The organism is Mycolicibacter minnesotensis (assembly GCF_010731755.1).
In the GTDB taxonomy this organism is placed as follows: Bacteria; Actinomycetota; Actinomycetes; order Mycobacteriales; family Mycobacteriaceae; genus Mycobacterium; species Mycobacterium minnesotense.
Genome location: NZ_AP022589.1, coordinates 4,174,880 through 4,195,040, shown reverse-complemented (window position 1 = coordinate 4,195,040; position 20,161 = coordinate 4,174,880). Strand labels below are relative to the sequence as shown.

Genomic DNA, 20,161 nt, shown 5'->3' with positions numbered 1-20,161 from the left:
CCAGTATTCTGTGGGGTCGCTGTAGGTGAGCGTTGGCGAATCGCGGTCCCCGGCTTCCCTAAACTGTTCCGGTGCGCATTGTCTTCGCCGGCACCCCGGACACCGCGTTGCCGTCGTTGCAACGGCTGATCGACTCACCGCGTCACGAGGTGGTCGGAGTGCTCACCCGACCCGACGCGTCCTCGGGGCGGCGGAGCAGTCCACAGCCGTCCCCGGTCGCACGGCTTGCCCTTGACCACGACATTCCGGTGCTGCGGCCGTCGCAGCCCAATGCGCCGGAATCGGTCGCCGCACTGGCCGACCTGGCGCCGGAGTGCTGCCCCGTGGTCGCCTACGGCGCGCTGCTGCGGGACGCACTGTTGGCGGTACCGACGCACGGCTGGGTCAACCTGCACTTCTCGCTGTTGCCCGCCTGGCGGGGCGCCGCACCAGTGCAGGCAGCCATCGCCGCCGGTGACCAGGTGACCGGGGCAACCACGTTTGCGATCGAGCCGGAACTGGACTCCGGGCCGGTCTACGGCGTGGCAACCGAGACGATCCGTGCCGATGACACCGCGGGAGAACTGCTGGCGCGGTTGGCCGTCTCGGGCGCCGAACTGCTAGCCGCGACTCTCGACGGCATAGCCGACGGTGCGCTCAATCCAGTACCTCAACCGCACGACGGAGTCAGTTATGCGCCCAAGATCGGCGTGGACGATGCCCGGGTGCGTTGGGATCTGCCGGCCGCGGTAGTCGAGCGCAGGATCCGAGCTGTCACGCCGAATCCGGGGGCCTGGACCGTTATCGGCGACCTGCGAGTGAAGATCGGTCCGGTCACCGTCGCCAAGATCACAGATGACGGCCCGAAAGAACTGGCGCCCGGCCAGATTCACGTCGGGCGGCGCGATCTCTTGGTTGGTACGGGATCAGACCCGGTGCGATTGGGACAGATCCAGCCGCCCGGAAAGAAACTCATGGACGCCACCGATTGGGCGCGCGGTGCCCGAATCGACGCTGAGGTGCGGGCGTCATGACCGGGCCCACGAGGCGGCCCCACCGTGGCCAGGCCGGCCCGCGAAAGACCCAGCGGAAGCCCCTGGATCCGGCGCGCCGGGCCGCATTCGACGTGCTGCGGGCGGTGACCGAACGGGACGCCTACGCGAACCTGGCGCTGCCGGCACTGTTGGCCGAACGCCGGATCACGGGGCGCGACGCCGCTTTCGCTACCGAACTGACGTACGGCACCTGTCGAGTCCGCGGGCTGCTCGACGCGATCATCAGCGCTGCTGCGCAACGCTCGACCGACACCATCGACCCGGTGTTGCTGGATCTGCTGCGGCTGGGCAGCTACCAGCTATTACGCACCCGGGTGGAGCCTCATGCCGCGGTGTCGACCACCGTTGATCAAGCCGCCATTGAGTTCGATTCCGCGCGAGCGGGTTTCGTCAACGGGGTGCTGCGAACCATCAGTGGCCGCGACGAACATTCCTGGACTGCCGAGCTGGCGCCGACCGCCGACAGTGACCCGATCGGCCATGCCGCCTTCGTTCGGGCCCACCCGCGGTGGATTGCGCAGGCGTTCGCCGACGCCTTGGGTGCCGCCGCCGGTGAACTCGACGCGGTGCTGGCCGGGGACGACGAGCGTCCGCGGGTGCACCTGGCCGCCCGACCCGGCGCCCTGACCGCGGCAGAGTTGGCCGCGGCGGTCGACGGCGACGTCGGTAGGTATTCGCCCTACGCGGTCTACCTGCCCGGTGGCGACCCCGGCCAGCTCGACGCCGTGCGAACGCGGCAGGCCCTGGTCCAGGACGAGGGCAGCCAGCTGGTGGCGCGCGCGCTGACCCTGGCCCCGGTCGAGGGTGACACCGGCCGGTGGCTGGACCTGTGCGCCGGGCCTGGCGGTAAGACGGCCCTGCTGGCCGCCCTCGGCGGACAGGTCGGGGCGCGGGTCACGGCAGTCGAGCAGGCGCCGCATCGGGCCGCCATGGTCGCCGACAACACCCGCGGCCTGGGCGTGGAGGTCCTGACAGCTGACGGCCGCGACTCAGGTCTGCAGCCCGGCTTTGACCGGGTGCTGGTCGATGTGCCCTGCACCGGGCTCGGTGCGCTGCGCCGCAGGCCCGAGGCGCGGTGGCGCAGGCAACCCGGCGACATCCCGGTGCTGGCGAAACTGCAACGCGAGCTGCTGGCCGCAGCGATCGCGCTGACCCGGCCGGGGGGCGTGGTGCTCTACGCGACCTGTTCGCCGCATCTGTCCGAAACGGTCGGTGTGGTGGCCGACGCCCTGCGCCGGCAACCGGTGCGCACGTTGGACACCCGAGAGCTGTTCGCCCCGGCCGACATGCTCGGGGATGGTCCGTACGTGCAGCTGTGGCCGCACCGGCACGGCACCGACGCCATGTTCGCGGCAGCGCTACAAGTAATCTGAGCGCATGTCACGACCCATGATCGCGCCGTCGATCCTCTCGGCCGATTTCGCGCGCCTCGCCGATGAGGTCGCCGCCGTCAAGGGCGCCGACTGGCTGCACGTCGATGTGATGGATGCCCATTTCGTGCCGAACCTGACGCTCGGCCTGCCGGTGGTGCAGAGCCTGCTCGCGGCCACCGACATCCCGATGGACTGCCATCTGATGATCGAGGATCCGGGCCGCTGGGCGCCGCCGTATGCCGAGGCCGGCGCCTACAACGTGACCTTCCATGCCGAGGCCACCGACAATCCCGTCGCGGTCGCCCGTGACATCCGGGCCGCAGGCGCCAAAGCCGGGCTCAGCATCAAACCCGGTACCGCGTTGGAGCCCTACCTGGAGATCTTGCGGGACTTCGACACCTTGCTGGTGATGTCGGTGGAGCCCGGCTTCGGCGGCCAGTCCTTCATCCCCGAGGTGTTGAGCAAAGTGCGCGCAGTGCGCAAACTCGTCGATGCCGGCGAGTTGCGCATCCTGGTGGAGATCGACGGCGGCATCAACGCCGACACCGTCGAACAGGCCGCCGAGGCCGGCGTCGACTGCTTCGTCGCAGGCTCAGCCGTCTACAGCGCGGCCGACCCAGGCGCTGCCGTCGAATCGCTGCGCCGCCAGGCACTGGCTGCGTCACCGCATCTGCGCGCATGAGCGCCAAGCCGACCGCCGAGCACGTCACGGACCTCGACGCCGCGATGCTGCTGGCGGTCGCCCAGGCGCAGCGGGTCAAGGGCAACACCTATCCCAATCCGCCGGTCGGTGCGGTCATCCTGGACCGTGAAGGCCGGGTGGCAGGTGTCGGGGGCACGCGGCCGACCGGTGAGGCGCACGCCGAAGTGGTGGCGTTACGCCGGGCCGGCGAACTGAGCGTCGGCGGCACGGCGGTCGTCACCCTGGAACCGTGCAATCACCACGGCAGGACCCCGCCGTGCGTGGACGCGCTGTTGACCGCCGGGGTGGCGCGGGTGGTCTACGCCATCGATGACCCCAACCCGGCCGCAGGCGGCGGCGCCAGGCGACTGGCCGACGCAGGTGTGGAGGTGCTATCCGGAGTTCAGGCTGAGGCGGTCAGCACCGGGCCTTTGCGGGAGTGGCTGCACAAGCAGCGCACCGGGCGGCCACACGTCACCTGGAAGTACGCGACGAGCATCGACGGGCGTAGCGCGGCCGCCGACGGCTCCAGCCAGTGGATCACCAGCGAGGCGGCCCGCGCCGACCTGCACCGCCGCCGAGCCGCGGCCGACGCCATCGTGGTGGGCACGGGCACCGTGCTGATCGACGACCCCACATTGACCGCCCGGCTGCCCGACGGCACCCTTGCCGAGCGTCAGCCGCTGCGGGTGGTGGTGGGGCAGCGTGAGATCTCCGCGGACGCGCGCGTGCTCAATGACGACTCACGCACCATGGTGATCCGCACCCACGACCCGGCCGAGGTGCTCAGGGCGCTCTCGGATCGCACCGACGTCCTGATCGAAGGTGGTCCCACGCTGGCCGGAGCGTTTCTGCGCGCCGGCGTGATCGACCGGATCCTGGCCTATGTTGCGCCGATCCTGCTGGGCGGACCGATCACCGCCGTCGACGACGTCGGAGTGCCCACCATCGCCCGAGCCCTGCGCTGGCGCTTCGACACCACCGAGCAGATCGGACCCGACCTGGTGCTGAGCCTGGTGCCGCACTGACGGCCGGTACCGTTCAGCGCGCGATCGCCGCCTCTGGCGCAGAGTCCTCCGGGTCCTCCGCGGACAGCCTGTTGCTGCCGATCAACAGCCCGAGTACGGCGCCCACCATGCAGACCAGAGCCGTGATCCAGAAGATTTCGCCGTACATCATGGCGAACGCCACCTTGGAGTTGGCAGCCTTGCTGACCATCTTCTCCGCCAGCGTCTCACCGACCGCCTTAGGCTGAGCCGCCAAGATCTGGTTGAAGCGATACAGGCCCCACGCCGACAATGCCGCCATCCCGACCAACATCCCGGTCATCCGCGCCACCACCACTCCCGCGGCGGCGATGCCGTGCTCACGTGGCGGAACGGCCCGCATCACGGCCGACGTCAGCGGCCCGATCACCAAACCCAATCCGAAGCCGGCCAGCATCTGATCCGTGTCGAGGGCGGGCAGCGAGAACAACCCGAAGACGTCATGCCGGTAGCTCAGCAGATCGACCGGCCATTTCGAGATCAGCGTGTAACCGCTGGCGGCAATGAGCAGGCCGAAGAACGCTACGACGCGATCACCGATGCGGGTGGCAATCCAGCCACCCACCAGCGCGCCAATCGGCAGAGCGATCAGGAACCGCAGCAACAGCCCGGCCGCTTCGTTCTGGGTCATCCCCAGTACGCCCTGACCGAACAGTTCGACATTGACCAGCGTCACCATCAACGCCGCTCCGGCGCAGACCGAGGAGCCCAGCGCTGCGAGGAAGGGGCCGAATCGGGCACCGGTCGGGTCGATCAGTTTGGTGCGTGCGAACTTCTCCCACACCGCGAACGCCACGGTGGCCACCAACGCCCCCGCCAACACCGGCACACCCCAGTCGGGCAGAGCCTGCTTGGCGGTGGGTTCGGGGTTATACAGACCGAAGACCGCCAGCCCCAGCGCTAGCGCCAGCAGCAGGCCGCCGATGACGTCGATGCGTTCGGGCGGAGCACCGTCGGTGTCGGTGTCGGATCGCGACGGCAGGCTGAAGTGGATCATCACCATCGCCAGTGCGGTCAGCGGGACATTGATCCAGAACACATCGCGCCAGTCACGCAGTGCCCAGACGATGAAGATGCCGTACAGGGGGCCCAGCACGCTGCCAAGCTCCTGAGCCGCACCGATCCCGCCCAGCACACCGGCCCGGTTGCGTTGCGACCATAGATCGGCGCCCAGCGCCAGCGTCACCGGCAGCAGAGCGCCACTGGCGACGCCCTGGATCGTGCGGCCGACCACCAAGGTCGTGAGATCAGTCGAGAGCGCGGTCACCACCGAGCCGACAGCAAAGGTGATCAGACTGACCTGCAGCAGCAACTTGCGGCCGAAACGATCCGAGGCCCGACCCAGCAACGGCATCGCTGCGATGTAGCCCAGTAGGTAACAGGTGATGATCGGGGTCAGCTGCTGGATCTTGTTGATCGGAATCCCAACACCCGCCGGCTGCGGTGCCATGATGTCGCGCATGATCGTGACCACGACATAGGTGTCGAGGGCACCGAGCAGGACGGCGAGGCTACCGGCGCTGATCGCGAGTCTGCGGTTGACCCGCATCACGCTCCTGCCGGCTTCTCTACGGTGACCGGAGCGTTCCAGTTCGACAGGGTCATCTGGATGGAATTGGTTGAGCTGGGGGACAACTGAGCCTGCGCCAGCTGGTGATCACCGTCTTCGGAGATCCACACCGTGGCGGGTGTCGACGCGGTGGCCTTGAGCTGCGGCGCCAGGGCATTCACAGCGTCGGCGGGCACATTGCCGGTGACCCGGACGGCCTTCTGACCGTTGATGGTGTCGCGGCCCTCGGCCTTCGCGTCGGTGAGGTTGGCCAGCAAGTTGGCCAGGCCCTTGTCCGGGCTCAGGATCGCGGCCACGTCGTAGATATTGGCGGCGGAGCCGAAGTTGTCGTAGTCGTCGCCGGTGATCGCGGCGTAGAGGTCACCGTCGATCACGATGAACTTGGCGTCGACATCTGACCCCAGCATCGTGATGGTTGCGCTGCCCTTGGCCGCGGTGGTCGGCTGGTTCGTCAGGTCACCCTCGAGGGTCTTGACCGGAAGATTCTTGATCTGGCCCGTCACCGACAGCGCCAGGTGCGCGCTCTTGAGGTTGGCGGTGGTGGTGGCCGATTCCTTGACCAGCGGTGCTGCTTCCGGCAGCGGACCGCCGGTGTCCTTGGACGAACAGCCGGCGAGCAGCGCGGCGGCAGTGGTCGCGGTGGCCAGGGCGATGAGAAGTCTGCGCATGGGGGACATCGTATAGAGGCCGCGGGGTCGAGGTAGGGCAGCAGGGACTTTGTTCCACGGATGCGGCCCACTGCGCCCGACTTCGTCGCGCTCGTGATCGTCGCTGTGCTGAGGGGCGACGATCCACTGCGCCCGACTTCGTCGCGCTCGTGATCGTCGCTGTGCTGAGGGGCGACGATCCACTGCGCCCGACTTCGTCGCGCTCGTGATCGTCGCTAGCCTGTTCTGATGTTCACCGGAATCGTCGAGGAGCTCGGAGCGCTGGTCGACCGCGAGGACCTCACCGATGCTGCGCGCCTGGTCATCGAGGGCCCCACCGTCACCTCCGACGCGCGTCACGGCGACTCGATCGCCGTCAACGGCGTGTGCCTGACGGTGGTCGAGGTGCAGCCCGGCGGCCGGTTCAGCGCTGACGTGATGCGTGAAACCCTGGATCGGTCCAGCCTGGGGTCGCTTCAGGTCGGCAGCCCCGTCAACCTGGAGCGGGCGGCGGCGCTGGGCAGCCGGCTGGGCGGGCACATCGTGCAGGGCCACGTCGACGGCACCGGGCGGGTGCTGGCCCGTACCCCGGGACAGCACTGGGAGGTGGTGCGGATCGGGTTGCCGGCAGCACTGGCGCGCTATGTGGTGGAAAAGGGCTCGATCACCGTTGACGGGACGTCGCTGACCGTCTCGGCGGTGGGCTCAAACCCCGAAGACCCCGATGACTACTTTGAAGTCTCGCTGATTCCTACCACCCTGGAACTCACCACGCTGGGCCGTGCAGCGGTCGGCACACTGGTCAATCTTGAGGTGGACGTGATCGCCAAATATGTCGAGCGACTGGTGACAAAAGCCACGGATTGAGTCACGGGGCGAACCGCGGTTCCGGGGTGGTTCATACTGGACGGGCGGGTTGCGCCGACCGGGCGCTTTCCGATGGCGAAACCAAGGTGGCACAGATGACGAAGTTGGACACCGTCGAGCGGGCGGTTGCCGACATTGCAGCGGGCAAGGCCGTGGTGGTCATCGACGACGAAGACCGCGAGAACGAAGGCGATCTGATCTTCGCCGCGGAGAAGGCCACCCCCGAATTGGTGGCGTTCATGGTGCGCTACACCTCGGGTTACCTGTGTGTGCCCCTGGACGGCGCCATCTGCGACCGGCTTGGGCTGCTGCCGATGTACGCCCTCAACCAGGACAAGCACGGCACCGCCTACACCGTCACCGTCGATGCGAAGGACAACGTCGGTACCGGAATCTCGGCCTCGGACCGGGCCACGACCATGCGACTGCTGGCCGATCCGACCAGCGCTACCAACGACTTCACCCGCCCCGGCCACGTGGTGCCGCTCCGCGCCAAGGATGGCGGGGTGCTGCGTCGGCCCGGTCACACCGAGGCTGCGGTTGACCTGGCCCGAATGGCAGGCCTGCAGCCGGCCGGTGCGATCTGCGAGATCGTCAGCCAAAAAGACGAGGGCGCGATGGCCCAGACCGACGAACTGCGGGTTTTCGCCGACGAGCACGGTCTGGCCCTGATCTCCATCGCCGACATGATCGAGTGGCGGCGCAAGCACGAGCGGCACATCGAGCGGGTCGCCGAGGCGCGTATCCCGACTCGCCACGGCGAATTCCGGGCGGTCGGCTACACCAGCATCTACGAGGACGTCGAACATGTCGCGCTCGTTCGCGGCGAGATCGCCGGGCCGAACAATGACGGCGACGACGTGCTGGTGCGGGTGCACTCGGAATGCCTGACCGGAGACGTTTTCGGGTCGCGGCGCTGCGACTGCGGTCCCCAACTGGACGCCGCGCTGGCCATGGTGGCGCAAGAAGGCCGTGGCGTAGTGCTCTACATGCGCGGGCATGAAGGCCGCGGCATCGGACTGCTGCACAAGCTGCAGGCCTACCAACTGCAGGATGCCGGTGACGACACCGTTGACGCCAACCTGAAACTGGGGCTGCCCGCCGACGCGCGCGACTACGGGATCGGCGCGCAGATCCTCGGCGACCTCGGGGTTCGTTCGATGCGATTGCTCACCAACAACCCCGCCAAACGCGTCGGCCTCGACGGCTACGGCCTGCACATCCTCGAGCGGGTGCCACTGCCGGTACGGGCCAACTCGGAGAACATCCGCTACCTGCTGACCAAGCGAGACCGGATGGGCCACGACCTGACCGGGCTGGAGGACTTCGACGACGCCTCGCAGCTGCCGAACGAATTCGGCGGGGCGCTGTAGATGAGTCCCGCCGTAGGAGTGCCGGACATGCCGGCGCTCGACGCCTCCAACCTGCGTCTGGCGATCGTGGCCAGCACCTGGCACACCCGTATTTGTGACGCGCTGCTGGCCGGGGCGCGCAAGGTGGCCGCTGACGCGGGGATTGCCGAGCCCACGGTGGTGCGGGTGCTCGGGGCGATCGAGATCCCGGTCGTGGCACAGGAAGTGGCTCGAAACCACGACGCTGTGGTCGCCCTGGGTGTCGTGATCCGCGGCGCCACACCGCATTTCGACTACGTCTGCGACGCGGTGACGCAAGGCCTGACCAGGGTATCGCTGGATGCGGCGACCCCGGTCGCCAATGGTGTACTGACCGTCAACGATGAGGCGCAGGCGCTGGACCGCGCCGGATTGCCAGATTCGACCGAAGACAAGGGTGCTCAGGCGGCGGCTGCGGCCCTGAGCACGGCGCTGACCCTGCGCGATCTTCGCGCCGCGCTGTGACTTCGCCGTCGGGATCTACGCATTGGGATCTCCAGGTACGCCCGCGCATGATGCGCTATGGCGTCTGGATGGTCGCGACAGTGATCGTGACGATCCACGTCGCGGTGAGCTTTCTTCTGACCATTCGCGCCAGCGGGGTGATCTTTCGCACCTATGACCAGGTGGCGGTCGTGGTTCTGGGCCTCATCATCGCCGGCGCGCTGCTGCTTCTGACCCGGGCACGGGTTCGGGCGGGCGAGTCCGGGATCTCTGTCCGCAATGCGCTGTCAGACCACTTGATTCCCTGGTCGCAGGTTGTCGGGGTGACCTTCCCCCCGGGCAAACGCTGGGCTCGATTGGAGCTCCCCGACGACGAGTACATTCCGCTGGTCGCCATCCAGTCCGCCGACAAGGAACACGCCGTGCAGGCGATGCGAGAGCTGCGCGCCCTGGTCGCGCGGTACCGGCCGTCATCCCCGCGAGCAGACACAGAATCGCAGCCTTGAGCCCCTCAGAGCGCGAATCTGTCTCTGCTCGCCGGGGTAAAGCCGCACGATAGCCTGGTTAGCGTGCCAGACCCCGCGACTTATCGTCCGGCGCCCGGGTCCATCCCCGTGGGGCCCGGCGTCTACCGGTTCGTCGACCCGCACGGTCGAGTCATCTACGTGGGCAAAGCGAAAAGCCTGCGGTCGCGCCTGACCTCGTACTTCGCCGATATCGCCGGACTTCACCCGCGAACCCGCCAGATGGTGACCACTGCCGCCAAGGTCGAGTGGACAGTGGTCAACACCGAAGTCGAAGCGCTCCAGTTGGAATACAACTGGATCAAGGAGTTCGATCCGCGGTTCAACGTCCGCTACCGCGACGACAAGACCTACCCGGTGCTGGCGGTCACCCTAAATGAGGAGTACCCGCGGCTGATGGTCTACCGCGGGCCGCGCCGCAAGGGAGTGCGCTACTTCGGGCCCTACTCACACGCCTGGGCGATCCGCGAGACGCTGGACCTGCTATTGCGGGTCTTTCCCGCGCGTACCTGCTCCAACGGTGTGTTCAAGCGGCACCAGCAGATCGGTCGGCCCTGCCTGCTCGGCTATATCGGTAAGTGCTCGGCGCCGTGTGTCGGTCGGGTCAGTGCCGAAGAGCACCGGCGCATCGTGGATGACTTCTGCGACTTCCTCGCCGGCAAGACCGATCGTTTGGTGCGCAGCCTCGAACAGCAGATGCTGGCCGCCTCCGACGAGCTGGACTTCGAGCGCGCCGCCCGGCTGCGGGACGATGTCGCGGCCCTGAGGCGAGCGCTGGAGAAGCAGTCCGTGGTGCTTGGCGACGGTACCGACGCCGACGTGGTGGCCTTCGCCGATGACGAGCTGGAAGCGGCGGTTCAGGTGTTCCACGTCCGGGGTGGACGCGTGCGTGGCCAGCGTGGCTGGATCGTCGAAAAGCCCGGTGACCCCGGCGATGCCGAGAGTTCACTGGAAGGGCTGGTAGAGCAGTTCGTCACCCAGTTCTACGGCGATCAGGCCGAATTGGACAGTGCAGCAGACGAGCCGACCAATCCGGTGCCGCGTGAGGTCCTGGTGCCGTGCCTGCCCGCCAACGCTGAGGAGCTGACCAGTTGGCTGTCGGAGCTGCGGGGGTCACGTGTCTCGCTGCGGGTGCCCCTGCGCGGCGACAAGCGGGTCCTGGCCGAGACAGTCGAGCGCAACGCCAAAGACGCACTGCAGCAACACAAGATGAAGCGTGCTGGTGACTTCACCGCCAGATCTGCTGCACTGCAGAATATTCAGGAATCGCTTGGGCTGGCTGACGCTCCACTGCGCATCGAGTGCGTCGACATCAGCCATGTTCAGGGCACCGATGTCGTCGGCTCCCTGGTGGTTTTCGAGGACGGGCTGCCGCGCAAGTCGGACTATCGCCACTTCGCGATCCGGGAGGCCGCCGGTGAGGGCCGCTCCGATGACGTGGCGTCGATTGCCGAAGTGACCCGGCGCCGATTCCGCCGGCACTTGGACGCGGAGACCCTTGCCCCGGAGGGACGGTCACGCAAGTTTGCCTACCCGCCGAATCTGTACGTGGTGGACGGCGGTGCACCCCAGGTCAATGCCGCGGCCGCGGTCCTGGCTGAGCTGGGCATCACCGACGTCGCCACGATCGGCCTGGCCAAAAGGTTGGAGGAGGTGTGGGTGCCCTCCGAACCGGATCCGATCATCCTGCCCAGGCAGAGCGAAGGACTCTACCTCCTACAGCGCATTCGCGACGAGGCACACCGGTTTGCCATCACCTACCACCGCAGCAAGCGGTCCAGGCGGATGACGGAGTCGGTGCTGGACGCGGTGCCCGGCCTTGGTGAGCATCGGCGCAAGGTGTTGATCTCGCATTTCGGTTCGGTGGCGCGGCTCAAACGGGCTACCGTCGAAGAGCTCACTTCGATCCCGGGGATCGGTGCGGCGACCGCCGCCGCCGTTCTCGAGGCGCTGGGAGCCGACGGCGCGGCGGGCGCCGCTGAACAGCAACGGATGTCGGGATGACCACGGAATCACCGAAGGACGTGCGCCAACGCGCCGGTGTCGGGCCCGGAGACGGCGCCGGCATCGACGTCGTACTTGTGACCGGGCTGTCCGGAGCGGGGCGTGGCACCGCAGCGAAAGTCCTGGAAGACCTGGGCTGGTACGTCGCCGACAACCTGCCGCCAGACCTGATCACCCGGATGGTGGATCTGGGCCTGGCGGCGGGGTCGCGGATCACGCAGCTCGCGGTCGTGATGGATGTCCGCTCGGCCGGGTTCACCGGTGATCTGGACTCGGTGCGCACTGAACTGGCCACCCGCGGCATCAATCCCCGGGTGCTGTTCATGGAGGCGGGTGATGACGTACTGATCCGCCGCTACGAGCACAACCGACGCAGTCACCCACTGCAGGGCCAGCAGACGCTCACCGAGGGCATTGCTGCCGAACGGATCATGTTGGCACCGGTGCGCGCGGTGGCCGACCTCGTCATCGACACCTCGGTGCTCAGCGTGCGCGAGTTGCGGGAGAGCATCGAGGAGATGTTCGGTGGTGACGCCGTGAGCGCCCCGACTTCGATCACGGTGGAGTCCTTCGGATTCAAGTACGGCCTGCCGATGGACGCCGACATGGTCATGGACGTGCGCTTCCTTCCCAATCCGCACTGGGTCGACGAACTGCGGCCGCACACCGGCCAGCATCCCGCCGTGCGCGACTACGTGTTGAGCCAACCGGGGGCCGACGAGTTCCTCGCGAGCTACCACCGGCTGTTGACCCTGGTGGTCGGTGGCTATCGACGAGAGGGAAAGCGATACATGACCCTGGCCATCGGGTGCACCGGCGGCAAACATCGCAGCGTCGCCATCGCCGAAGCCCTGGCGCGCCTGCTGGACTCCCAGGACGACGACGACGAGCTGTCGGTTCGGGTGTTGCACCGCGATCTGGGCCGCGAATGAGTTGCGCCGGTGACGATATGGTTCGTAGCGATGAGGCGGGGACACCGCCCGTTAGCGGGGGAGAGTGGCGCCGTTGAGCGTTGAGCCCGCACAAGGAAATCCGAGCATCGTCGCACTCGGAGGTGGGCACGGCCTGTACGCGACGTTGTCGGCCGCGCGCCGGCTTACGCCGCATGTCACGGCGGTGGTCACCGTCGCCGATGACGGCGGCTCGTCGGGCAGGCTCCGCGGCGAGTTGGACGTGGTGCCTCCCGGAGATCTCCGCATGGCATTGGCGGCGCTGGCATCCGACACCCCGAACGGCCAGTTGTGGGCGACCGTCCTGCAGCACCGATTCGGTGGAACCGGCGCACTTGCGGGGCATCCGATCGGCAACCTGCTCCTAGCCGGCCTCAACGAGGTGCTCGCCGACCCCGTCGCCGCGCTGGACGAACTCGGTCGGATGCTGGGCGTCAAGGGCCGGGTGCTGCCCATGTGTCCGATCGCGTTGCAGATCGAGGCAGACGTGTCGGGTCTCGACGCCGATCCCCGGCTGTTCCGCCTGATCCGCGGCCAGGTGGCCGTCGCGACCACGCCGGGCAAGGTGCGCCGGGTGCGGCTGCTGCCGGGTAACCCGCCGGCCACACGGCAGGCGGTGGACGCGATCATGTCGGCGGACCTGGTGGTGCTCGGTCCGGGTTCGTGGTTCACCAGCGTGATCCCGCATGTGTTGGTGCCGGGACTGGCCTCAGCGCTGCAGAAGACCACGGCTCGCCGTGCCCTGGTGCTCAACCTGGTGGCCGAACCGGGGGAGACCGCCGGGTTCTCCGTGGAGCGGCATCTGCATGTGCTGGCGCAGCATGCACCCGGTTTCACGGTGGACCACATCATCATCGACGCGGGCCGGGTGCCCAGTGAGCGCGAACGCGAGCAGCTGCGGCGTGCCGCGACGTTGTTCGGGGCCGAGGTTCAATTCGTGGATGTGGCTCGACCTGGTACACCTTTACATGACCCAGGAAAGTTGGCGGCTGCGCTGGACGGGGTTCGGAAGATCGACGCATCGACGTTGACCGTTCCGACTCCGGTCGCGACGCAGGCCGAGGTTGGGGGCCGGCAAACCGGCGTGAGTGGACCGAGTGGTCTCGGGCCGGGAGGTGACAAGGCGTGGCGATGACGGCCGAAGTCAAAGATGAGCTGAGCCGTCTCGTGGTCAGTTCGGTGAGTGCGCGCCGCGCTGAGGTGGCGGCGCTGTTGCGCTTCGCGGGCGGGCTGCACATTGTGGCCGGCCGGGTGGTGGTCGAGGCCGAAGTGGACCTGGGGGTGATTGCGCGGCGGTTGCGCAAGGACATCTTCGATCTGTACGGCTACAACGCGATCGTGCACGTGCTGACCGCCAGCGGGATGCGCAAGAGCACCCGCTACGTGCTGCGGGTGACCAAGGACGGTGAGGCGTTGGCCCGTCAGACCGGGCTGTTGGACCTGCGCGGGCGGCCGGTGCGCGGTCTGCCCGCCCAGGTTGTCGGTGGCAGCGTCGGCGACGCCGAAGCCGCCTGGCGTGGGGCATTCCTGGCGCACGGCTCGCTGACCGAACCCGGTCGCTCGTCGGCACTGGAAGTCGGCTGTCCGGGCCCAGAGGCGGCCCTGGCGCTGGTCGGTGCGGCGCGCCGGCTCGGCGTCAGCGCCAAGGCTCGCGAGGTACGTGGTGCGGATCGAGTGGTGGTGCGCGACGGGGAGGCGATCGGGGCGCTGCTGACCCGGATGGGCGCCCAGGACACCCGGCTGGTCTGGGAGGAGCGCCGGATCCGTCGCGAGGTGCGGGCGACCGCCAACCGGCTGGCCAACTTCGACGACGCCAACCTGCGCCGGTCGGCGCGGGCAGCCGTGGCGGCTGCGGCCCGGGTGGAACGCGCTCTGGCGATACTCGGCGATACGGTGCCGGACCATCTGGCCACGGCCGGCAAGCTGCGCGTCGAACACCGGCAGGCTTCGCTGGAGGAGCTGGGTCGCCTTGCTGACCCTCCGATGACCAAAGACGCCGTGGCGGGCCGGATTCGGCGGCTGCTGTCGATGGCCGACCGCAAGGCCAAACAGGACGGTATTCCCGACACCGAGTCCGCGGTCACCCCGGAGTTGCTGGAAGACGCCTGACCGGCGGCTGCTCTCCGCGGCGCGGCGGCAGAACCGTTGGGGCGCAATCGATTAAGAGGCTTCGGCGGTCAATCGCCGATGTGGTAGTGCGGGCTGATGGCGGGCTGGAAATTTTCTTCGCTGATCACCGCGCACATCTGTCCGGCCGGGGAGTAGAAGCCGGGGTTACCGTCGAAGGCGCCGGTGTAGTTCGCCTGCCACGACCAGCACCGTTGCCAGGTGCCGTCGGGACGGATCGGTCCGTCACAGAACAGGGTGGCATTCAAGAACCCGCCTGACTCACATCCGGGGTTGGGGTCGCCGGGGTAGGCCAGGGCCGCCGGTGCGGCAGACATCGCGGCGATGGTCGCAGCGGCCGCCGCGACTGTAGTGACGATCCCGATGATGCGATGCCTCATTCGTGCGGTTCTCCCTGTGGTTGTGAAGGGTCCGATCAGGTGATGATGCACTATGCCGGTTGGGTGGGTTGCCGGCGCGGCCAAGGTGCCCGCGACGAGACGAATTCCTCCGCGCCGATACCGGCCCACCCGAATCACCTTCGTAGGTCTGCTCTTACCGCTATAACAGAACGGGCATACGGCAAGGAGTGAGGACAGCATGGGGTTCATCAAACCGACGGTTCCCGATGTCGACCCCGAAACGTGGCGGTCCACCCCGTGGGCTACCCGGATCCAGGTCTGCAGCCGGCACTGGGCCGAAGAGGGCTTCGGGACTCCGTCGGGGGTCTATTTGATCTACCTGCTCAAGATCGCGGCATATGCCGTCGGCGCCGCCGCAGTCATCGCCGTGACGCCGGGCCTGGGCGGGCTCGGCCGCATCGCCGAATGGTGGACACAGCCGATCGTCTATCAGAAACTCGTCGTCTTCAGTCTGCTGTTCGAGATCCTGGGTCTGGGCTGCGGTTCGGGTCCTCTGACGGCCCGATTCTGGCCACCCATCGGTGGCGTGCTCTATTGGTTGCGGCCCAACACAATTCGATTGCCGCCCTGGCCCGGAAAAGTGCCGCTGACGCGCGGCGACAGCCGAACCGTCATCGACATCGCGCTGTATACCGTCGTGCTCGGCTCCGGTGTCTGGGCGTTGCTGTCGCCCGGGCAGGGTGAGCCCGGCCCCGTGGGCCTGCTCGACCCGGTGTTGATGGTGCCGATGATCGTCGCCCTGGGACTGTTGGGCCTGCGGGACAAGACGATCTTCCTGGCCGCGCGCGCCGAGCACTACGGACTGACCCTGCTCGTCTTCTTCTTTCCCTACATCGATCAGATGGCCGCATTCAAACTCATCATTCTCGGCCTGTGGTGGGGCGCGGCAACGTCAAAACTCAACCACCACTTTCCCTATGTGGTCGCGGTGATGACGAGCAACAACGCCCTGCTGCGTGCCAAGGTGTTCACCGGGCTCAAGCACCTGATGTACCGGGATCACCTGAACGATCTTCGTCCCACCCGGATACCGCAGCTGATGGCACACGTCGGCGGTACCACCGCTGAGTTCGTCGTGCCGGCACTACTGGTGCTCGTCGCCGGCGATCACCCATGGCGGTGGTTCCTGATCGCGTTCATGGTGATCTTTCACCTCAACATCTTGTCCAACCTCCCGATGGGGGTGCCGTTGGAGTGGAATGTCTTCTTTCTGTTCTCGCTGTTCTTCCTTTTCGGGTATCACCCCGAAGTCAGCGTCTTTGAACTGCGCTCACCGCTGCTGATCGCGATCCTGCTCATTGGGCTGGTCGTCATCCCGGTCGCAGGAAACATGTTCCCGCAGCAGATCTCCTTCCTGCCGGCGATGCGTTACTACGCCGGAAACTGGGCCGCCAGCTTCTGGTGCTTCCGCGCCGGAACCGAGGACACCGTAGAGGCCAACGTGGTCAAGAGCTCCAAGCTGGTCATCAACCAGTTGGCGAAGTTCTACGACCAGGCCACCGCCGACCTCGTCGCCGACAAGGTTCCGGGGGCCTTCCGAGCCATGCACCTGCAAGGCCGGGCTCTCAACGGCTTGCTGCCTCGAGCACTCGACAACCTGGCCGACTACAGCATCCGCGACGGCGAGATCATCGCCGGCCCGCTGATCGGATGGAACTTCGGCGAAGGCCACCTGCACAACGAACAGCTGCTCGCCGCCGTGCAGCGCCGATGCAACTTCGCCGAGGGTGACCTGCGAGTGATCGTGCTCGAAGGTCAACCCATCCATCGCAAAGAGCAGGCCTACCGGATTGTCGACGCCAGATCCGGCTTGATCGAAGCCGGTTATGTGGCCGTGGCCGATCTACTCAGCCGCCAACCGTGGCCTGAACCCGGCGATGAGCTCCCCGTCCGCCGTACCGAAGGTCCTGTGGGCTCGGTCACGCACTAGCCACAATGGCGTACGTCTGCCTTCGCCCGACTTCGTCGCGCTCGCAACGCCCGCTAGGCTGACGGCCAGTACACCAGCAATCTAAGAACACGAGGAGAGACCAGTGACGGTCCGGGTAGGCGTGAACGGCTTCGGCCGCATCGGTCGGAACTTCTTCAGGGCATTGGACGCACAGAAAGCCCTGGGCAACAACACCGACATCGAGATCGTTGCGGTCAATGACCTCACCGACAACGCCAGCCTGGCGCACCTGCTGAAGTTCGACTCGATCCTGGGCCGCCTGCCGTATGACGTCAGCCTTGAGGGCGACGACACCATCGTCGTGGGCAACACCAAGATCAAGGCCCTTGCGGTCAAGGAAGGCCCGGCGGCACTGCCGTGGGGCGACTTGGGCGTCGACGTCGTCGTCGAGTCCACCGGCATCTTCACCAACGCCGCCAAGGCCAAGGGCCACCTGGACGCCGGCGCCAAGAAGGTCATCATCTCCGCCCCGGCCACCGATGAGGACATCACCATCGTGCTGGGCGTCAACGACGACAAGTACGACGGCAGCCAGAACATCATCTCCAACGCCTCGTGCACCACGAACTGCCTCGGTCCGCTGGCCAAGGTGCTCAACGACGAGTTCGGCATCGTCAAGGGCCTGATGACCACCATCCACGCCTACACCCAGGACCAGAACCTGCAGGACGGCCCGCACAGCGACCTGCGTCGCGCCCGCGCAGCCGCCATCAACATCGTGCCCACCGGCACCGGTGCCGCCAAGGCGATCGGCCTGGTGCTGCCCGAGCTCAAGGGCAAGCTGGACGGCTACGCCCTGCGGGTGCCGATCCCCACCGGCTCGGTCACCGACCTGACCGCCGAGTTGAGCAAGTCGGCGTCGGTCGACGACATCAACGTCGCCATGAAGGCTGCCGCCGAGGGGCCGATGAAGGGCATCCTGAAGTACTACGACGCGCCGATCGTGTCGAGCGATATCGTCACCGACCCGCACTCCTCGCTGTACGACTCCGGCCTCACCAAGGTCATCGACAACCAGGCCAAGGTGGTCTCCTGGTACGACAACGAGTGGGGCTACTCCAACCGACTGGTCGACCTGATCGCCCTCGTCGGCAAGTCGCTGTAACGCGATCGTGGCCGTCAAGTCAGTCCAAGACCTGATCGCCGAGGGCGTCGCAGGGCGGGGCGTGCTGGTGCGCTCCGACCTGAACGTCCCGCTCGACGAGAACGGCACGATCACCGACGCGGGCCGGATCGTCGCTTCGGTGCCTACCTTGCGTGCGCTGGTCGACGCCGGCGCCAAGGTAGTGGTGACCGCCCACCTGGGACGCCCCAAGGACGGTCCGGATCCCAAACTGTCGCTGGCGCCGGTTGCGGCCGCGCTCAGCGAGCAGTTGGGCCGCCACGTCCAGCTCGCCGGTGATGTGGTCGGCACCGATGCGTTGGCCCGCGCCGAAGGTCTGACCGACGGCGACGTGCTCCTGCTGGAGAACATCCGATTCGACGCGCGGGAGACCAGCAAGGACGACGGCCAGCGCCTGGCGCTGGCCCGGGCACTGGCCGAGCTGGTCGCCGCGCCGGACGGATCGCCGGGCGCGTTCGTCTCCGACGGATTCGGTGTGGTGCACCGCAAGCAGGCCTCGGTCTACGACATCGCCACCCTGCTCCCGTCGTATGCGGGGACGCTGGTTGCGGCCGAGATCACGGTGTTGGAGCAGCTGACCGAATCCACCGAGCGGCCCTACGCCGTGGTGCTGGGCGGCTCGAAGGTCTCCGACAAGCTGGGCGTGATCAAGTCGCTGGCGACCAAGGCCGACAGCATCGTGATCGGCGGCGGAATGTGCTTCACCTTCCTGGCCGCCCAGGGCCTGCAGGTGGGAAACTCGCTGCTGGAGGCCGACATGGTGGACACCTGCCGGCAGCTGCTCGATGACTACGCCGACGTACTGCGGTTGCCGGTCGACATTGTGGTAGCCGACAAGTTCGATGCTGCTGCCACCGGTGAGGTCGTCGCCGCCGAGGCCATTCCGGAAGGCAAGATGGGTCTGGATGTCGGCCCGGGTTCGGTGGAGCGGTTTGCCGCGCTGCTGGGCAACGCCAAGACCATCTTCTGGAACGGGCCGATGGGCGTGTTCGAATTCCCGGCCTTCGAAGCCGGGACCAGGGGAGTCGCGGAGGCAATCGCCGCGGCCACCGCCAAGGGCGCGTTCAGTGTGGTCGGCGGGGGCGACTCCGCCGCGGCGGTGCGGGCGCTCGGGCTGCCGGATGACGGCTTCTCGCACATCTCCACCGGCGGCGGCGCATCGCTGGAATACCTTGAGGGCAAATCACTCCCGGGCCTGCAGGTCCTGGAAGACGGAGGAGCGTCATGAGTCGCAAGCCGTTGATCGCCGGCAACTGGAAGATGAACCTCAACCACTTCGAAGCGATCGCGTTGGTACAGAAGGTGGCTTTCGCGCTGCCGGACAAGTACTTCGACAAGGTCGATGTGACGGTGTTGCCGCCGTTCACCGACCTGCGCAGCGTGCAGACCTTGGTCGACGGGGACAAGCTTCGGCTGACCTTCGGTGCTCAGGATCTGTCGCAGCACGACGCGGGTGCCTACACCGGCGAGGTCAGCGGGGCCTTCCTGGCCAAACTGGGTTGCACTTTTGTGGTGGTCGGGCACTCGGAGCGTCGCAGCTACCACGGCGAGGGCGACGCCCTGGTCGCGGCGAAAGCCGCCGCTGCCCTCAAGCACGGCCTGACGCCGATCATCTGCATCGGCGAGCACCTGGAGATCCGGGAGGCCGGCAACCACGTCGAATACTGCCTGGAGCAGTTGCGCGGCTCACTGGCGGGACTGAGCGCCGAGCAGATCGGGGCGAGCGTCATCGCCTACGAACCGGTGTGGGCTATCGGTACCGGCCGGGTGGCTGGCGCGGCCGACGCGCAGGAAGTCTGCGCCGCCGTGCGCGCCGAACTGGGCAAGCTCTCCACGCCCAAGATCGCCGACACCGTCCGCGTTCTCTACGGCGGCTCGGTCAACGCCAAGAACGTCGGCGAACTCATCGGTCAGCCCGACGTGGATGGCGGCCTGGTTGGCGGGGCGTCACTCGACGGTGAGCAGTTCGCGATGCTGGCGGCGCTGGCCGCCGGCGGGCCCCTCCCTTGACCCGGCGCCGGGGCTGG

The 20,161-nt window shown here is 67.3% G+C and carries 19 protein-coding genes; 16 read left to right on the top strand and 3 right to left on the bottom strand.

What is annotated here, in order from left to right:
* Positions 1–71: 71 nt before the first annotated feature.
* Genes fmt through ribD form a run of 4 tightly spaced genes read left to right on the top strand, consistent with a single transcriptional unit; the run spans position 72 to position 4,117 of the window.
* The gene (fmt, locus tag G6N09_RS19290) at positions 72–1,013 is read left to right on the top strand and encodes a methionyl-tRNA formyltransferase (protein WP_083024756.1); all 942 of its coding nucleotides are present in this window, start codon (positions 72–74) and stop codon (positions 1,011–1,013) included.
* Positions 1,010–2,407: an RsmB/NOP family class I SAM-dependent RNA methyltransferase gene (locus tag G6N09_RS19285; RefSeq protein WP_083024753.1), complete on the top strand. Its 1,398-nt coding sequence runs from the start codon at positions 1,010–1,012 to the stop codon at positions 2,405–2,407. The genes fmt and G6N09_RS19285 overlap by 4 nt, the downstream gene beginning before the upstream one ends.
* A 4-nt stretch (positions 2,408–2,411) precedes the next feature.
* Complete coding sequence (rpe, locus tag G6N09_RS19280; RefSeq protein ID WP_083024750.1) at positions 2,412–3,089, top strand: ribulose-phosphate 3-epimerase; 678 nt, start codon at positions 2,412–2,414, stop codon at positions 3,087–3,089.
* The gene (gene ribD, locus G6N09_RS19275; RefSeq protein ID WP_083024748.1) at positions 3,086–4,117 is read left to right on the top strand and encodes a bifunctional diaminohydroxyphosphoribosylaminopyrimidine deaminase/5-amino-6-(5-phosphoribosylamino)uracil reductase RibD; all 1,032 of its coding nucleotides are present in this window, start codon (positions 3,086–3,088) and stop codon (positions 4,115–4,117) included. Before rpe ends, ribD begins: the two co-directional genes overlap by 4 nt.
* 13 nt (positions 4,118–4,130) lie before the next feature.
* Here the strand turns inward: ribD and G6N09_RS19270 are convergent, their stop codons facing one another.
* Both G6N09_RS19270 and G6N09_RS19265 read right to left on the bottom strand, forming a co-directional pair.
* The gene (locus G6N09_RS19270) at positions 4,131–5,684 is read right to left on the bottom strand and encodes an MFS transporter (protein ID WP_083024746.1); all 1,554 of its coding nucleotides are present in this window, start codon (positions 5,682–5,684) and stop codon (positions 4,131–4,133) included.
* Positions 5,684–6,382 carry an LppX_LprAFG lipoprotein gene (locus G6N09_RS19265; protein WP_083024743.1) on the bottom strand — a complete coding sequence of 233 codons (699 nt, stop codon included), beginning with the start codon at positions 6,380–6,382 and terminating at the stop codon, positions 5,684–5,686. Before G6N09_RS19265 ends, G6N09_RS19270 begins: the two co-directional genes overlap by 1 nt.
* Positions 6,383–6,601: 219 nt before the next feature.
* On the opposite strand from G6N09_RS19265, the gene G6N09_RS19260 reads away from it, so the two are divergent.
* The 8 genes from G6N09_RS19260 to whiA all read left to right on the top strand — a co-directional run bounded on the left by G6N09_RS19260 (position 6,602) and on the right by whiA (position 14,641).
* The gene (locus G6N09_RS19260) at positions 6,602–7,219 is read left to right on the top strand and encodes a riboflavin synthase (protein WP_083024741.1); all 618 of its coding nucleotides are present in this window, start codon (positions 6,602–6,604) and stop codon (positions 7,217–7,219) included.
* Positions 7,220–7,314: 95 nt separating this feature from the next.
* Complete coding sequence (locus G6N09_RS19255; RefSeq protein ID WP_083024956.1) at positions 7,315–8,592, top strand: bifunctional 3,4-dihydroxy-2-butanone-4-phosphate synthase/GTP cyclohydrolase II; 1,278 nt, start codon at positions 7,315–7,317, stop codon at positions 8,590–8,592.
* Positions 8,593–9,075, top strand: a complete 483-nt coding sequence (gene ribH, locus G6N09_RS19250; RefSeq protein ID WP_083024739.1) for a 6,7-dimethyl-8-ribityllumazine synthase — start codon at positions 8,593–8,595, stop codon at positions 9,073–9,075.
* Positions 9,076–9,122: 47 nt separating this feature from the next.
* Positions 9,123–9,560 carry a PH domain-containing protein gene (locus G6N09_RS19245; protein WP_083024737.1) on the top strand — a complete coding sequence of 146 codons (438 nt, stop codon included), beginning with the start codon at positions 9,123–9,125 and terminating at the stop codon, positions 9,558–9,560.
* A 63-nt stretch (positions 9,561–9,623) separates the two neighbouring features.
* Entirely contained in the window at positions 9,624–11,582 is a 1,959-nt protein-coding gene (gene uvrC / locus G6N09_RS19240; protein WP_083024735.1) for an excinuclease ABC subunit UvrC, read from the top strand.
* Positions 11,579–12,514, top strand: coding sequence for an RNase adapter RapZ (gene rapZ, locus G6N09_RS19235; protein WP_083024733.1), 936 nt, complete (start codon positions 11,579–11,581; stop codon positions 12,512–12,514). Before uvrC ends, rapZ begins: the two co-directional genes overlap by 4 nt.
* A gap of 73 nt (positions 12,515–12,587) precedes the next feature.
* Positions 12,588–13,667 carry a gluconeogenesis factor YvcK family protein gene (locus G6N09_RS19230; protein WP_083024954.1) on the top strand — a complete coding sequence of 360 codons (1,080 nt, stop codon included), beginning with the start codon at positions 12,588–12,590 and terminating at the stop codon, positions 13,665–13,667.
* Positions 13,664–14,641, top strand: coding sequence for a DNA-binding protein WhiA (whiA, locus tag G6N09_RS19225; RefSeq protein WP_109370695.1), 978 nt, complete (start codon positions 13,664–13,666; stop codon positions 14,639–14,641). Before G6N09_RS19230 ends, whiA begins: the two co-directional genes overlap by 4 nt.
* A 68-nt stretch (positions 14,642–14,709) precedes the next feature.
* Here the strand turns inward: whiA and G6N09_RS19220 are convergent, their stop codons facing one another.
* The gene (locus tag G6N09_RS19220) at positions 14,710–15,039 is read right to left on the bottom strand and encodes a CDGP domain-containing protein (RefSeq protein ID WP_083024731.1); all 330 of its coding nucleotides are present in this window, start codon (positions 15,037–15,039) and stop codon (positions 14,710–14,712) included.
* Positions 15,040–15,238: 199 nt separating this feature from the next.
* On the opposite strand from G6N09_RS19220, the gene G6N09_RS19215 reads away from it, so the two are divergent.
* From G6N09_RS19215 to tpiA, 4 genes are all read left to right on the top strand, one after another.
* The gene (locus tag G6N09_RS19215; RefSeq protein WP_083024729.1) at positions 15,239–16,990 is read left to right on the top strand and encodes a DUF3556 domain-containing protein; all 1,752 of its coding nucleotides are present in this window, start codon (positions 15,239–15,241) and stop codon (positions 16,988–16,990) included.
* A 103-nt stretch (positions 16,991–17,093) separates the two neighbouring features.
* Positions 17,094–18,116, top strand: a complete 1,023-nt coding sequence (gap, locus tag G6N09_RS19210) for a type I glyceraldehyde-3-phosphate dehydrogenase (RefSeq protein WP_083024727.1) — start codon at positions 17,094–17,096, stop codon at positions 18,114–18,116.
* 7 nt (positions 18,117–18,123) lie between these two features.
* The gene (locus G6N09_RS19205) at positions 18,124–19,362 is read left to right on the top strand and encodes a phosphoglycerate kinase (RefSeq protein ID WP_083024726.1); all 1,239 of its coding nucleotides are present in this window, start codon (positions 18,124–18,126) and stop codon (positions 19,360–19,362) included.
* On the top strand, positions 19,359–20,144 hold the full coding sequence (gene tpiA / locus G6N09_RS19200) for a triose-phosphate isomerase (protein ID WP_083024724.1): 786 nt from the start codon (positions 19,359–19,361) through the stop codon (positions 20,142–20,144). The genes G6N09_RS19205 and tpiA overlap by 4 nt, the downstream gene beginning before the upstream one ends.
* Positions 20,145–20,161: the final 17 nt, after the last annotated feature.

What these genes read in the sequence shown, in the direction of transcription:
- G6N09_RS19265 (WP_083024743.1), bottom strand. Translation starts at nt 6,382, where the DNA reads ATGTCCCCCATGCGCAGACTTCTCATCGCCCTGGCCACCGCGACCACT.
- whiA (WP_109370695.1), top strand. Translation starts at nt 13,664, where the DNA reads ATGACGGCCGAAGTCAAAGATGAGCTGAGCCGTCTCGTGGTCAGTTCG.
- rapZ (WP_083024733.1), top strand. Translation starts at nt 11,579, where the DNA reads ATGACCACGGAATCACCGAAGGACGTGCGCCAACGCGCCGGTGTCGGG.
- G6N09_RS19220 (WP_083024731.1), bottom strand. Translation starts at nt 15,039, where the DNA reads ATGAGGCATCGCATCATCGGGATCGTCACTACAGTCGCGGCGGCCGCT.
- G6N09_RS19245 (WP_083024737.1), top strand. Translation starts at nt 9,123, where the DNA reads ATGATGCGCTATGGCGTCTGGATGGTCGCGACAGTGATCGTGACGATC.
- tpiA (WP_083024724.1), top strand. Translation starts at nt 19,359, where the DNA reads ATGAGTCGCAAGCCGTTGATCGCCGGCAACTGGAAGATGAACCTCAAC.
- ribD (WP_083024748.1), top strand. Translation starts at nt 3,086, where the DNA reads ATGAGCGCCAAGCCGACCGCCGAGCACGTCACGGACCTCGACGCCGCG.
- rpe (WP_083024750.1), top strand. Translation starts at nt 2,412, where the DNA reads ATGTCACGACCCATGATCGCGCCGTCGATCCTCTCGGCCGATTTCGCG.
- G6N09_RS19255 (WP_083024956.1), top strand. Translation starts at nt 7,315, where the DNA reads ATGACGAAGTTGGACACCGTCGAGCGGGCGGTTGCCGACATTGCAGCG.
- G6N09_RS19285 (WP_083024753.1), top strand. Translation starts at nt 1,010, where the DNA reads ATGACCGGGCCCACGAGGCGGCCCCACCGTGGCCAGGCCGGCCCGCGA.
- ribH (WP_083024739.1), top strand. Translation starts at nt 8,593, where the DNA reads ATGAGTCCCGCCGTAGGAGTGCCGGACATGCCGGCGCTCGACGCCTCC.
- G6N09_RS19260 (WP_083024741.1), top strand. Translation starts at nt 6,602, where the DNA reads ATGTTCACCGGAATCGTCGAGGAGCTCGGAGCGCTGGTCGACCGCGAG.
- G6N09_RS19215 (WP_083024729.1), top strand. Translation starts at nt 15,239, where the DNA reads ATGGGGTTCATCAAACCGACGGTTCCCGATGTCGACCCCGAAACGTGG.
- G6N09_RS19270 (WP_083024746.1), bottom strand. Translation starts at nt 5,684, where the DNA reads ATGCGGGTCAACCGCAGACTCGCGATCAGCGCCGGTAGCCTCGCCGTC.